The sequence below is a fragment of the Nocardioides sp. CPCC 206348 genome (genome assembly GCF_048654705.1).
Taxonomy (GTDB): Bacteria; Actinomycetota; Actinomycetes; order Propionibacteriales; family Nocardioidaceae; genus Nocardioides.
Genome location: NZ_JBMCZA010000193.1, coordinates 21,535 through 35,055, shown reverse-complemented (window position 1 = coordinate 35,055; position 13,521 = coordinate 21,535). Strand labels below are relative to the sequence as shown.

Below are 13,521 nucleotides of genomic sequence, written 5' to 3'. Positions count from 1 at the left end.
TATCGCTCCGGCGCCGTGCAACGATGAGGCCATGGACGGTCTTCACCGCGCCGATGGCGCCCTGGATGTCGCTGGTGAAGTCGTCGATCTCTGTCGTGAGCTGATCCGGATCGACACCTCGAACTACGGCTCTGCCGAAGGTCCGGGGGAGCGCAAGGCGGCGGAGTACGTCGCCGGGTTGCTCGACGAGGTCGGGATCGCGGCGGAGATCATCGAGACCGCGCCGGGCCGCGCCAACGTCGTGGCGCGGTGGGGCGGGACCAGCGACCGCAGCGACGCCCTCCTGCTGCACGGCCACCTCGACGTCGTACCCGCGGCCGCCGAGGACTGGCAGGTCCACCCGTTCAGCGGCGAGGTGCACGATGGGTACGTCTGGGGACGCGGGGCCGTCGACATGAAGGACTTCGACGCGATGCTGCTCTCGGTGGTCCGCGCCCGCCAGCGGTCAGGGCGAGTCCCGGACCGCCCCGTGGTGCTCTGCTTCACCGCTGACGAGGAAGCGGGCGGCCACCAGGGCGCGGAACTCCTGATCCGTGACCACCGCGAGTGGTTCGAGGGGTGCACCGAGGCCGTCGGCGAGGTCGGCGGCTTCAGCACCACCGTCCGCGGGCAGCGGCTCTACCTGATCGAGGCCGCCGAGAAGGGCATGGCCTGGATGCGGTTGACCGCCCGCGGCCGGGCAGGCCACGGATCGATGATCAACCACGACAACGCCGTCACCCGCCTGGCTGCCGCGGTCGCGCGGATCGGCGCCCATGACTGGCCGGTGCGCCTGACGCCGACGATGAAGACCTTGCTCGCCACCGTCGCCGACATCGCCGGCACGGAGGCCACGCCCGAGAACGCGCAGGCCCTGGTCGAGGAGTTCGGCGGTGCGGCCCGGATGCTGGGTGCCGTCCTGCGGAACTCGACGAACCCGACCATGCTGGATGCGGGCTACAAGGTCAACGTCATCCCGACCGAGGCCAGCGCCCATGTCGACGGGCGTTTCCTGCCCGGGTTCGAGGACGAGTTCTTCGCGACCCTCGCCGAGCTGACCGGTGAGGGCATCGAGATCGACTACCTCTCGAAGCAGCCCCCCTGGGAGATGCCGTACGACGGCCCGCTGGTCGACGCGATGACCAGGAGCCTGCTCGCGGAGGACCCGGGCGCGATCGTGGCGCCGTACCTGATGAGCGGCGGCACCGACGCCAAGCACTTCACGAAGCTCGGCATGCGTTCCTACGGGTTCGCGCCGCTGCGGTTGCCCGAGGACCTCGACTTCACCGCGCTGTTCCACGGCGTGGACGAGCGGGTCCCCGTCGACGCGCTCGAGTTCGGGGCGCGCGTGATGGACCGGTTCCTCTCGGAAGCCTAGGCGGTTCGCACGGCCCGGATGATCTTGCGGCGCAGCACGATCCGGCGCTTGCCGTCCGGCCCGATCTGGACACGGTCCAGCTCCCAGCCACCGTGCTCGGCGCGCTCGACGAGCAGCTTGGCGACCACGTTGCGGGAGAAGTCCCGGTCGAAGACGACCCGGTCGAACTCCCACTCCACCCCACGTCCCAGCCCGCGCATCAAGCCGGGCCGGAGCAGGGCGTGGCTCATGCGGCCGATCCGGAGACGTCGTCGAGGGCCGCGCGGATCTCCGGCGGCAACGTCTTCGCCTCGGCGTCCAGCGCGACCTTGAGCTGCGCCGCGGTGCGGGCACCGACGATCGGCGCGGTCACGCCGGGGGAGTCGCGAACCCAGACGAGGGCCACCTCGAGAGGGGACCACCCGAGACCGTCGGCCGCGCGGACCACGGCTTCCACGATGCCGCGGCTCCGGTCGTCCAGGTAGGCCTCGACGAAACCGGCGAACACGGGGGAGGCAGCGCGCGAGTCCGACGGGGTGCCGGTGCGGTACTTGCCGGTCAACACACCGCGACCGAGGGGGGACCACGGGAAGACCCCGAGTCCGAGGGCTTCGACGGCGGGGAGGACCTCGCGCTCGATGCGGCGGTTCACCAGGGAGTACTCGACCTGGGTCGACGCGATCCGGGCACGACCCGGGACAGCTTCCTGCAGCGTCACCGCCCGGGCGGTCTGCCAGCCGTTGTAGTTCGAGATCCCGACGTACGACGCCCGCCCGCTGCTGACCGCGTGGTCGAGCGCACCCAAGGTCTCCTCGAGCGGGACGACGTCGGTCCAGATGTGGACCTGCCACAGGTCGACGTGGTCGGTGCGCAGGCGCTTCAGCGACGTGTCGAGGGCCCGCAGCAGCGCGCCGCGCGACGTGTCGGTGATCCGTTCGTTGCCGCGCCTCGAGATGCCGGCCTTGGTCGCCAGCACGACCTCGTCGCGCCGGACGACGTCACCGAGCAGGGAGCCGATCAGCTCCTCGGAGCGACCGTCGGTGTATCCGGCCGCTGTGTCGATCGTGGTGCCACCGGCCTCGACGTACGCGGCCAGCTGGTCCCGCGCTTCGTGCTCGTCCGTGTCCTTGCCCCACGTCATCGAGCCCAGGGCGAGCCGCGACACCTGGAGTCCGCTGGCGCCGACGTACCGCTGCTGCATGACGGACAAGGTATCCGGCCAGCCGAGGGTCGCGTGCTCGGGCACGCCGAGAGATACCTAGGATGCTGCGTTGTGGCGGACTTCCTGCAAGCGGTGTTCCTCGGTGTTCTCCAGGGCCTGACCGAATTCCTGCCCATCTCGAGCAGCGCGCACCTGCGCTTCTTCCCAGAGCTCTTCGGTTGGGGCGACCCCGGCGCAGCCTTCACCGCCGTGATCCAGATCGGTACCGAGCTGGCCGTCCTGCTCTACTTCCGCAAGGACATCTGGCGGATCGCCAAGGCGTGGACGCTGTCGCTGTTCAAGCCGGAGTACCGCGGCGCGCTCGACGCCCGGATGGGCTGGTACATCATCGTCGGTTCGATGCCGATCGTGGTTCTCGGCATCGTGCTCAAGGACATCATCGAGAAGGACTTCCGCAACCTCTGGATCATCGGCTGCGCGCTGATCGTGATGGGCCTGGTGCTCGGGTTCGCGGACCGGATCGGCAAGACCGATCGCCAGATCAAGCAGATGACGCTGCGCGACGCCGGCCTGATGGGCGGCGCGCAGGCGCTGGCCCTGATCCCGGGCGTCTCCCGCTCCGGCGCCACGCTCTCGATGGGTCGCCTGCTCGGCTACGACCGCGAGGCGGCCACGCGGTTCGCCTTCCTGCTCGCCATCCCGGCCGTGGTCGGTGCCGGGCTGTTCGAGCTCAAGGAGATCTCGGACGTGGGCAAGGCCCACCCGGGCGAGGCCGACTACGGCTGGGGCCCGACGATCACCGCACTGGTCGTGTCCTTCGTCGTGGGGTACGCCGCCATCGCCTGGCTGTTGCGCTACGTCAGCAAGAACTCCTACACGCCGTTCGTGGTCTACCGCGTGCTGCTGGGCACCGCGGTGCTCGTGCTGCTCGGCGCGGGCGTGGTCAACGCCTGAGAGCGGGCCTGGGGGCAGGCGTGATGGCCGGGTCTACCTAGAGCCAGCCGGAGCGCTTGAAGAACAGGAACAGCGCGAACGACACGCCGAACATGAGCGCCAGCGCGAACGGGTAGCCCATCAACCAGTGCAGCTCCGGCATGTGGTCGAAGTTCATGCCGTAGACGCCGGCGATCAGCGTCGGCACGGCTGCCAGCCCGATCCCCGCGGAGATCTTGCGCATGTCGTCGTTCTGCTGGACCGCGACCCGGGCCAGGTGCGCGTCGAAGGCGGTCGACAGCAGCCCGTCGAGGGTGTCGATCTCGTCCGCGGCCTGCTGCAGGTGGTCGCTGACGTCGCGGAAGAAGGGCGCTGACTCGGGCTCGATCAACGCCACCGCGCCGGCGGTGAAGCGCCGCATCGGCTCACGCAGCGGGAGCACCGCCCGTCGTACCTCGGAGAGCTCGCGCTTGAGGATGTAGATGCGGTTGGCGTCGCTGGTGCGGTTGTTGGAGAAGACGGAGGTCTCCACCTCGTCGACGTCGGTCTGCAGCTCGGCGACAACACCGGTGTAGCCGTCCACCACGGCGTCGCAGACGGCGTACACGACGGCGGACGGGCCGTGGTCGAGCACGGCCTGCTTCTGTTCGAGGGCTCGCCGCGCATCACTGAGCGAGGAACCACGACCGTGCCGGACCGTGATCACGAAGTCGGGGCCGATGAACATGTTGATCTCGCCGGTCTCGACGGCGTCGTCCTCGTCGACGTACCAGAGCGTCTTGAGGACCAGGAAGAGGCTGGACTCGTACTGCTCCAGCTTGGGCCGCTGGTGGGCCACGACCGCGTCCTCGACGGCGAGCGGGTGCAGTCCGAACGCGTCGGCGATCTCCGCCAGCTCGATGTGGCTGGGTTCGTACAGGCCCACCCAGACGAAGTCGTGCTCGTTCTGCGCGGCCTCGCGGAGCGCCTGGTAGTCGTGCGGGGTGCACTCGACCGGCACCCGCTGACCGTGGCGGTAGACGGCGCTGTCGACGATCACGAGGCAACGGTAGTGGCTAGGCTCCCCGACATGGCCACCCTGCTGCTCGTCCGCCACGGGCGCACCACCGCCAACGCGTCCGGCGTCCTGGCCGGGCGCACGCCCGGGGTCGTCCTGGACGACCGGGGCATCGAGCAGGTCGGTGCGGCAGGAGAACGCATCGCGTCGGTGCCCGTCGTCCGGCTGGTCACCAGCCCCCAGGAACGCTGCCGCCAGACCGCCGCGGCGGTGGGAGCAGCCCAGAAGGCGGCCGGACACCCGACGACCCGCGCCCGGACCGAGCGCGCGCTGGCCGAGTGCGACTACGGCGACTGGCAGGGCCAGGCGATCAAGGTCCTCCTCAAGGAACCGCTGTGGCGCACCGTCCAGCACCAACCGTCCGCCGTGACCTTCCCCGGCGGCGAGTCGATGGTCGCGATGCAGCACCGGGCCGTTTCCGCCGTACGACGGCTGGACGCCGAAGTGACCGAACAGCACGGTGCACACGCGGTCTGGGTGGCGGTCAGCCATGGCGACATCATCAAGTCGCTGCTCGCCGACGCCCTCGGCATGCACCTGGACCTGTTCCAGCGGATCAACGTCGACCCGGCGTCGATCTCCGTCATCCGCTACGGCCCCGACCGGCCGCACGTACTGGCGACCAACACCCACGAAGGTGACCTCTCGTGGCTGGCAGCACCCCCCGCGAAGGATGCAGGCGGCGCGTCCGGAGCGGTCGTCGGAGGCGGCGCGGGACCGTCGTGACCAGGCCTCGCTAGGGTTCTTCCATGCCGATCGTTCACTCCTTCGACCCGCCCGAGCGCTTCGTCGCCGGCACGGTGGGCGAGCCCGGCAGTCGCACCTTCTTCATCCAGGCGGTCGACGGGAAGCGGATCGTCTCGGTCGCACTGGAGAAGCAGCAGGTCGAAGCGCTGGCACAGCGCGTCGACGAGCTGCTCGACGAGGTGATCGCGGAGGGCACCGCCCGCGTCGTCGTACCGGCGGTGGCGCCACTGGCTCTGATCGACGATGCGCCGATGGCCCTGCCGATCGAGGAGGAGTTCCGCGCCGGGACCATGACCCTCTCCTGGGACCCCGAGGACGAGCGCGTGGTGATCGAGGTGTTCCCGATCGGGGAGGAGCCGGCGGAGCTGTCCGACGGCGATGACCCCGCGGAGATGCTCCTGGTCCGCCTCGAGCCCGGCCAGGCTCGGGCCTTCGTGCAGCGAGCCGAGTCGATCATCGGCGCCGGCCGTCCGTCGTGCCCGTTCTGCGGCCACCCCATCGACCCCGACGGCCACCTGTGTGTGCGGGCCAACGGGTTCAAGCGACGCGACCCCTGATCCGGCACCGTGGGTGACCTGACGATCAAGGGCCGGATCATGCCGGCCTCGAACGCGACGTTCCTCGGGGACCTCGACGGCCGCGAGGTCGTCTACAAGCCGGTCGCGGGGGAGCGCCCGCTCTGGGACTTCCCCGACGGCTCGCTCGCCCACCGCGAGATCGCCGCCCACCTCGTCTCCGCCGCCAGCGGCTGGGACATCGTTCCCCGCACCTGGTGGGACGAGGGACCGCACGGTCCCGGCATGTTCCAGGAGTGGCAGGAGGTCGACCCCGAACAGGACGCGGTGACCCTCGTCGCCGCGGGGGAGACCCCGGACGGCTGGATCGCCGTCATGGACGGGCTCGACGACCGCGACCGGCCGATCTCCCTCGTGCACGAGAACACCGCTGCGTTGCGCCGGATGGCGGTCTACGACGTCATCGTCAACAACGCCGACCGCAAGGGCGGCCACGTGCTGGCGATGAGCGACGGCCGCCGCCTCGGTGTCGACCACGGAGTCGCCTTCCACCATGATCCGAAACTCCGCACGGTCCTGTGGGGGTGGGCGGGCTCGGCGCTGGCCGATGACGAGGCGGCCGTCGTACGCGCCTTGCTGGCCGACATCCGCGGTGACCTCGGCGAACAGCTGGGGTTCCACCTCGCGGAGCACGAGATCGAGGCGCTCGAACGACGAACCCAGCGGCTCCTCGCGGCCGGTGAGCTGCCCGGACCGTCCCGTCACGGGCCGGCCATTCCCTGGCCGCCGTTCTGACCAGTGCGGTTGGCGCTGGATCCAGCAACTAGCATCAGCCCCATGCGCGCATGGAACGCACCGGGCATCCCGGTCCTACCGGTCACCGGCCCTCCGGTCGTCCTCCACGACACCTCCACCGGCACCAAGGTGGAGACGAGCCCCGACGGTCCCGCGCGCCTCTACGTCTGCGGCATCACGCCGTACGACGCCACGCACATCGGTCACGCCAACACCTACATCGCGTTCGACCTGCTCAACCGCGCCTGGCGCACCGCCGGGCATGACGTCCGATACGTCCAGAACGTCACCGACGTCGACGACCCGCTGCTCGAGCGGGCCACCAAGGTCGGCGTCGACTGGGTCGAGCTCGCCGAGCGCGAGACGGAGCTCTTCCGCCACGACATGGAGGCCCTGCGGGTGCTTCCTCCGGTCGAGTACGTCGGCGCGGTGGAGTCCATCCCGCTCGTGATCGAGCTGCTCCAGCGCCTGGACGCGGGCGGCTCGCTGTACCGCGTCGAGTCCGACCTCTACTTCTCGGTGGCAGCCGACCCCGCCTTCGGCGAGGAGTCCCGCTACGACCGCGAGACGATGCTCCGCTTCTTCGCCGAGCGTGGCGGCGACCCGGACCGCCCGGGCAAGAAGGACCCGCTCGACTGCGTGGTCTGGCGCGGCGAACGCGAGGACGAGCCGTCGTGGGACAGCCCGTTCGGCAAGGGCCGGCCCGGCTGGCACATCGAGTGCGCCGCCATCGCGCTCCAGCACCTCGGGTCCGGGTTCGACGTCCAGGGCGGCGGCAGCGACCTGGTCTTCCCGCACCACGAGATGTGTGCCGGCCACGTCCAGGTGGCCACGGGCGAGCGCTTCGCCAAGGCCTACAGCCACGCCGGCATGGTCGCGTACGACGGCCAGAAGATGTCGAAGTCGCTGGGCAACCTCGTCTTCGTGTCAGCGTTGCGCAACAGCGACATCGACCCGATGGCGATCCGCCTCGCGTTGCTGCGCCACCACTACCGCACCGACTGGGAGTGGACCGACGACCAGCTCTGGACGGCCGTCGACGACATCGCCGACCTGCGCCGCGCGCTCGCGCTGGGCGACGGCGCTCCGGCGGCGCCCGTCGTCCAGGAGATCCTGGCCGCGCTGGCCGACGACCTGGACGCCCCGCGGGCCACCGCCGCGGTCGACGCATGGGTCAAGGCGACCCTCGGCACCGACGGACTCGCGGACAACAGCGACACCGAGGCGTCGATGACCCTGCTGCCCGTCCTCGACGCAGCGCTCGGCCTCAGCCTCTAGCCGGCAGCGCGGCGGGAGGCGTCGGCGGCAGCTTGCTGCCCGTCCCTGCGTCGGAGACGCGCTCGGCCAGTTGACTCAGTCGTCGTCCCGGCGCTTCAAGTAGCGCTCGAACTCCCGCGCGATCGCCTCGCCCGAGGCTTCGGGGAGGTCGACGGTGTCGCGCGACTCCTCGAGCTCGCGGACGTAGTCGGCGATGTCCTCGTCCTCCTCGGCGAGCTCGTCGACGCCGCGTTCCCACGCCCGGGCCTCCTCGGGCAGGTCGCCGAGCGGGATCGGTGTCTCGAACAGGTCCTCCAGGCGCACCAGCAGCGCCAGGGTCGCCTTCGGGCAGGGAGGCTGCGCGACGTAGTGGGGGACGGCTGCCCAGAACGACACGGCGGGGAGATCGATCCGGGCGCAGGCGTCCTGCAGCACGCCGACGATGCCGGTCGGCCCCTCGTAGGTGGACTGCTCCAGGGAGAGCTGGTCCATCAGGTCGGGCTCGGTCGAGGACCCCGACACGGGGATGGGCCGGGTGTGCGGGCTGTCGGAGAGCAGCGCACCCAGGGTGATCAGCAGCTCGCCGCCGAGGTCGTCGATCGTCGAGAGCAGCTCGGCCGTGAACTGCCGCCAGCGCATGTTCGGCTCGATGCCACGGATCAGGATGACGTCGCGGTCCAGGTCCGGCGGTGAGGCGACGGCGACGTGCGTACTGGGCCAGTTGAGCTTGCGGAAGCCGTTCTCGTCGATCCCGACGACCGGCCGATTGACCTGGAAGTCGTAGTACTCGTCCGGGTCGATCACGGCCACCACCCGCGCGTCCCACACCTTCATGAGGTGGTCGACCACGGCTGTTGCGGACTCTGCGGCGTCATTCCAACCCTCGAACGCAGCGATGACCACCGGACGCACGAGCTCGGGGACCGTCTCGATCTCCATCACAATGCCGAGCCTAGTCCCCGGTTCCCGGTACCATCTGCAGAAGTCGAGAGGCGTTGCAACGGATGCAGATCACGAGGTCTGGTCCGCCACGCTCGGCCAGAGCAAGGACGCCTTCCGTTACGGAAGGAATGTACGTGAACGCCTGGGAGCCGAACATCCGCCCCGATTGCACCGACGAGCTCACGCGCGCGCTCGGCGAGCGGATCCTGGTCATCGACGGCGCCATGGGCACGGCCATCCAGCGCGACCGGCCCGACGAGGCCGGCTACCGCGGCGAACGGTTCAAGGACTGGCCCAGCGACGTCCAGGGCAACAACGACCTCCTGACGATCACGCAGCCGCAGATCATCGCGGGCATCCACCGCGAATACCTCGAGGCCGGCGCGGACATCCTCGAGACCAACACGTTCAACGCCAACGCGGTCTCGCTCGCCGACTACGACATGGCCGACCTCTCCTACGAGCTCAACTACGCCGGTGCCGCGCTGGCCCGGGCGGAGTGCGACAAGGTGAGCACGCCCGAGAAGCCGCGCTACGTCGCCGGTGCCCTCGGCCCGACCACGCGTACGGCGTCGATCTCCCCGGACGTCAACGACCCCGGTGCCCGCAACGTCTCCTACGACCAGCTGGTCGCGGCCTACCTGGAGGCCGCCAACGGACTGGTCGACGGTGGATCGGACCTGATCTTCATCGAGACGATCTTCGACTCGCTCAACGCCAAGGCCGCGATCTTCGCCGTCGAGACGCTGTTCGAGGAGCGCGGCCGCCGCTGGCCGGTCGTCATCTCGGGCACCATCACCGATGCCTCGGGCCGCACCCTCTCGGGGCAGGTCACCGAGGCCTTCTGGAACGCCATGCGGCACGCGAAGCCCCTGGCCATCGGCCTGAACTGTGCCCTGGGTGCCCCGGAGATGAGGCCCTACATGGCCGAGATCTCCCGCATCGCGGACACGTTCGTCTCGAGCTACCCGAACGCTGGTCTGCCGAACGCCTTCGGCGAGTACGACGAGTCGCCGGAGCGCCAGGCCGGGTACATCGAGGAGTTCGCCTCCGCGGGCCTGGTGAACCTGGTGGGCGGCTGCTGCGGCACGACGCCCGCGCACATCGCCGAGATCGCCAAGGCCGTCGAGGGCAAGAGCCCGCGCGTCCTGCCGACGATCGACGTGGCGACCCGGCTGTCCGGTCTCGAACCGCTGAACATCACCGAGGACTCGCTCTTCGTGAACATCGGGGAGCGCACCAACATCACCGGGTCCGCCCGGTTCCGCAACCTGATCAAGGCCGAGGACTACGACACGGCCCTGTCGGTCGCGTTGCAGCAGGTCGAGGTCGGTGCGCAGGTCATCGACATCAACATGGACGAAGGCATGATCGACGGCGTCGCCGCGATGGACCGTTTCACGAAGCTGATCGCGGCCGAGCCCGACATCAGTCGCGTGCCCGTGATGATCGACTCCTCCAAGTGGGAGGTCATCGAGGCCGGCCTGAAGAACGTCCAGGGCAAGCCGATCGTCAACTCGATCTCCATGAAGGAGGGCGAGGAGAAGTTCATCCGCGAGGCCCGGTTGTGCCGCAAGTACGGCGCCGCGGTGGTCGTTATGGCCTTCGACGAGCAGGGCCAGGCGGACAACCTGGAGCGCCGCAAGGAGATCTGTGGCCGGGCGTACCGGATCCTGACCGAGGAGGTCGGCTTCCCGGCCGAGGACATCATCTTCGACCCGAACTGCTTCGCGCTCGCGACGGGCATCGAGGAGCACGCGACGTACGGGATCGACTTCATCGAGGCGTGTGCCTGGATCAAGGAGAACCTGCCCGGCGTCCACATCTCCGGCGGCATCTCGAACGTCTCCTTCTCGTTCCGGGGCAACAACCCGGTCCGCGAGGCGATCCACGCGGTGTTCCTGTTCCACGCCATCAAGGCGGGCCTGGACATGGGCATCGTGAACGCCGGCGCCCTGGTGCCGTACGACTCGATCGACCCCGAGCTCCGGGACCGCATCGAGGACGTCGTCCTGAACCGCCGCGAGGACGCCGCCGAGCGCTTGCTGGAGATCGCCGAGCGCTTCAACAACGCCGGCGACCCCAAGGAGGAAGCGGCGGCTGCGGAGTGGCGCAGCCTGCCGGTCCGCGAGCGGATCACGCACGCCCTGGTGAAGGGCATCGACGCCGACGTCGAGGCCGACACCGAGGAGCTCCGCGCGGAGATCTCCGCGGCGGGCGGTCGCCCCATCGAGGTCATCGAGGGCCCGTTGATGGACGGCATGAACGTCGTCGGTGACCTGTTCGGTGCCGGCAAGATGTTCCTGCCCCAGGTCGTGAAGTCGGCCCGGGTCATGAAGAAGGCCGTCGCCTACCTGCTGCCGTTCATCGAGGCGGAGAAGCAGCCCGGCGACGCCGAGACCACCAACGGCACGATCGTGATGGCGACCGTGAAGGGCGACGTCCACGACATCGGCAAGAACATCGTCGGCGTCGTGCTGCAGTGCAACAACTACACCGTGATCGACCTCGGTGTGATGGTGCCTGCCCAGAAGATCCTGGACGCCGCCAAGGAGCACAACGCCGACATCATCGGCCTCTCCGGCCTGATCACCCCCTCGCTCGACGAGATGGTCAACTTCGCCGTCGAGATGGAGCGCCAGGGCCTGGAGATCCCGCTGCTGATCGGTGGCGCGACCACGTCGCGCGCGCACACCGCGGTCAAGGTCTCGCCGCGTCGTACCGGACCGGTGGTCTGGGTCAAGGACGCCTCGCGTTCGGTCCCCGTCGCCGCCGCACTGCTCGACGACAAGCAGCGCCCGGCGCTGCTCGAGGCGACCGAGGCCGACTACGCAAGCCTGCGTGAGCGGCACGCCCAGAAGCACGAGCGCCCGACCGTCACCCTGGAGAAGGCCCGGGTGAACCGGACGCCGATCGACTGGGAGGGCTACGTCCCGCCCGTCCCGCAGCAGCAGGGTGTGCGGGTCTTCAACGACTACGACATCTCCGAGCTGCGCGAGTACATCGACTGGCAGCCGTTCTTCAACGCCTGGGAGATGAAGGGGAAGTTCCCCGACATCCTCAACAACCCGGCGTCGGGCGAAGCGGCTCGCCGGTTGTACGACGACGGCCAGGACATGCTCGACCGGCTGATCAAGGAGAAGTGGCTGACCGCCAACGGCGTCATCGGCTTCTTCCCGGCCAACGCCGTCGGGGACGACATCGAGGTGTACGCCGACGAGGAGCGCACCGAGGTCGTCCAGGTGCTGCGCAACCTGCGCCAGCAGGGCGAGCACCGCGAAGGCATCCCCAACCGGTCCCTCGGCGACTTCGTGGCACCGAAGGCCACCGGCGCCGCGGACTACGTCGGCGCGTTCGCGGTCACGGCCGGGCTGGGCAGCCAGGCCAAGATCATGGAGTTCAAGGAAGCCCTCGACGACTACAGCGCCATCCTGCTGGAGTCCCTCGCCGACCGCCTCGCGGAAGCCTTCGCGGAGCGGATGCACGAGCGGGTCCGCAAGGAGTTCTGGGGCTACCAGCCCGACGAGGAGCTCACCAACGAGGCCCTCATCGGCGAGAAGTACGTCGGCATCCGCCCTGCGCCCGGCTACCCGGCCTGCCCGGAGCACACCGAGAAGCAGACCCTCTGGGAGCTGCTCGACGTCACGACCAACACCGGCATCGAGCTCACCGAGTCGATGGCGATGTGGCCCGGTGCTGCCGTCAGCGGCTGGTACTTCTCGCACCCGCAGTCGCAGTACTTCGTCGTGGGCCGCCTGGCCCAGGACCAGGTCGCGGACTACGCCACCCGCAAGGGCTGGACGCTGAAGGAGGCCGAGCGCTGGCTCGGTCCCAACCTCGGCTACAACCCCGAGGACTAGCGGTGGTTGAGGTGCGAGCGCAGCGAGCCTCGAAACCCAAGGCAGTCCTGTGGGACATGGACGGCACCCTCGTCGACACCGAGCCGTACTGGATGGCCACGGAGTCGGAGATCGCGGAGACCCACGGCGGGACGTGGACCCACGAGGACGCGATGCACCTGGTCGGCAACGACCTGCTCGTGTCGGGGGAGTACATCAAGGCGAAGCTCGGTCTGGCGCAGACGGCCGAGGAGGTGGTGGAGATGCTGCTCGACGGCGTCGTCGAGCAGGTCCGCCACGCCGTGCCGTGGTGCCCGGGTGCCCGCGAGCTGTTGCTGGCGCTACGCGACGCCGGCGTCCCGTGCGGGCTGGTGACGATGTCCTACCAGCGGTTCGTGGCGCCGATCCTCGAACACCTGCCACCGGAGACGTTCCGGGTGATCGTCACCGGTGACATGGTCAGCCAGGGCAAGCCCCACCCGGAGGCCTACCTCACGGCTGCGGCCGCGCTCGGCGTCGACCCCGCGGACTGCATCGCCATCGAGGACTCACCGACCGGAGCGCGTTCGGCGGAGGCCGCCGGCTGTCGCGTCCTGGTCGTCCCGAACCACGTGCCGGTGCCCGAGGGTCCCGGTCGGACGTTCCAGGAATCGCTCGAGGGGCTCACTCCGGAGGCGTTGGGCTCACTGCTCTGATCGGGATCGTCGGGCCGGCAGCGTTTCGCGGCAGTTTCGTCGCCTCATTGACGGCACCTACCGCGGCTGGGACTCTGAATTGCAATGAGAGGAAGGTCCGACAAGGAGTTCGCGCCCGCTTTGGGGCGAGCGGTCGCCGCCCGACCGCGCCCGCGCGGGGCGGTGCGCAAATGGGTTCCGCACGACGACCGTAGCGAGCGGCCCGACCATGCGGCCCTCCACACCCTCCAGCACACCGCAGGC

General features: G+C 69.5%; 12 protein-coding genes. 8 read left to right on the top strand and 4 right to left on the bottom strand.

Annotated elements, in window-relative coordinates; genetic code table 11:
- Window positions 1-31 precede the first annotated feature (31 nt).
- Entirely contained in the window at window positions 32-1,357 is a 1,326-nt protein-coding gene (locus tag ACOADB_RS16980; protein ID WP_378600971.1) for a M20/M25/M40 family metallo-hydrolase, read from the top strand.
- Here ACOADB_RS16980 and ACOADB_RS16975 read toward each other — a convergent pair.
- Window positions 1,354-1,587 carry a DUF5703 family protein gene (locus ACOADB_RS16975; RefSeq protein WP_378600968.1) on the bottom strand — a complete coding sequence of 78 codons (234 nt, stop codon included), beginning with the start codon at window positions 1,585-1,587 and terminating at the stop codon, window positions 1,354-1,356. The two genes, ACOADB_RS16980 and ACOADB_RS16975, sit on opposite strands and share 4 nt — an antisense overlap.
- Window positions 1,584-2,537, bottom strand: coding sequence for an aldo/keto reductase (locus ACOADB_RS16970; RefSeq protein ID WP_378600965.1), 954 nt, complete (start codon window positions 2,535-2,537; stop codon window positions 1,584-1,586). The genes ACOADB_RS16975 and ACOADB_RS16970 overlap by 4 nt, the downstream gene beginning before the upstream one ends.
- Window positions 2,538-2,609: 72 nt before the next feature.
- Between ACOADB_RS16970 and ACOADB_RS16965 the strand changes: the two genes are divergently transcribed.
- Entirely contained in the window at window positions 2,610-3,452 is an 843-nt protein-coding gene (locus tag ACOADB_RS16965; RefSeq protein ID WP_378600962.1) for an undecaprenyl-diphosphate phosphatase, read from the top strand.
- 37 nt (window positions 3,453-3,489) lie between these two features.
- Here the strand turns inward: ACOADB_RS16965 and corA are convergent, their stop codons facing one another.
- Entirely contained in the window at window positions 3,490-4,470 is a 981-nt protein-coding gene (gene corA, locus ACOADB_RS16960; protein WP_378600959.1) for a magnesium/cobalt transporter CorA, read from the bottom strand.
- Between the two features lie 30 nt (window positions 4,471-4,500).
- Here corA and ACOADB_RS16955 point away from each other — a divergent pair, with 30 nt between their 5' ends.
- Genes ACOADB_RS16955 through mshC form a run of 4 tightly spaced genes read left to right on the top strand, consistent with a single transcriptional unit; the run spans window position 4,501 to window position 7,823 of the window.
- The gene (locus ACOADB_RS16955; RefSeq protein ID WP_378600956.1) at window positions 4,501-5,214 is read left to right on the top strand and encodes an MSMEG_4193 family putative phosphomutase; all 714 of its coding nucleotides are present in this window, start codon (window positions 4,501-4,503) and stop codon (window positions 5,212-5,214) included.
- Between the two features lie 23 nt (window positions 5,215-5,237).
- A complete protein-coding gene (locus ACOADB_RS16950; RefSeq protein ID WP_378600953.1) occupies window positions 5,238-5,792 on the top strand; it encodes a DUF3090 domain-containing protein in 555 nt (184 codons plus the stop codon).
- 9 nt (window positions 5,793-5,801) lie between these two features.
- Entirely contained in the window at window positions 5,802-6,545 is a 744-nt protein-coding gene (locus ACOADB_RS16945) for an SCO1664 family protein (protein WP_378600950.1), read from the top strand.
- A 42-nt stretch (window positions 6,546-6,587) separates the two neighbouring features.
- On the top strand, window positions 6,588-7,823 hold the full coding sequence (mshC, locus tag ACOADB_RS16940; protein ID WP_378600947.1) for a cysteine--1-D-myo-inosityl 2-amino-2-deoxy-alpha-D-glucopyranoside ligase: 1,236 nt from the start codon (window positions 6,588-6,590) through the stop codon (window positions 7,821-7,823).
- 75 nt (window positions 7,824-7,898) lie between these two features.
- Here the strand turns inward: mshC and ACOADB_RS16935 are convergent, their stop codons facing one another.
- A complete protein-coding gene (locus tag ACOADB_RS16935; RefSeq protein ID WP_378600944.1) occupies window positions 7,899-8,741 on the bottom strand; it encodes a PAC2 family protein in 843 nt (280 codons plus the stop codon).
- A gap of 158 nt (window positions 8,742-8,899) precedes the next feature.
- On the opposite strand from ACOADB_RS16935, the gene metH reads away from it, so the two are divergent.
- Together metH and ACOADB_RS16925 are read left to right on the top strand one after the other, a co-directional pair.
- Window positions 8,900-12,604, top strand: a complete 3,705-nt coding sequence (gene metH, locus ACOADB_RS16930; protein WP_420281005.1) for a methionine synthase — start codon at window positions 8,900-8,902, stop codon at window positions 12,602-12,604.
- Between the two features lie 2 nt (window positions 12,605-12,606).
- Window positions 12,607-13,278, top strand: coding sequence for an HAD family hydrolase (locus ACOADB_RS16925; protein ID WP_378600941.1), 672 nt, complete (start codon window positions 12,607-12,609; stop codon window positions 13,276-13,278).
- Window positions 13,279-13,521 lie beyond the last annotated feature (243 nt).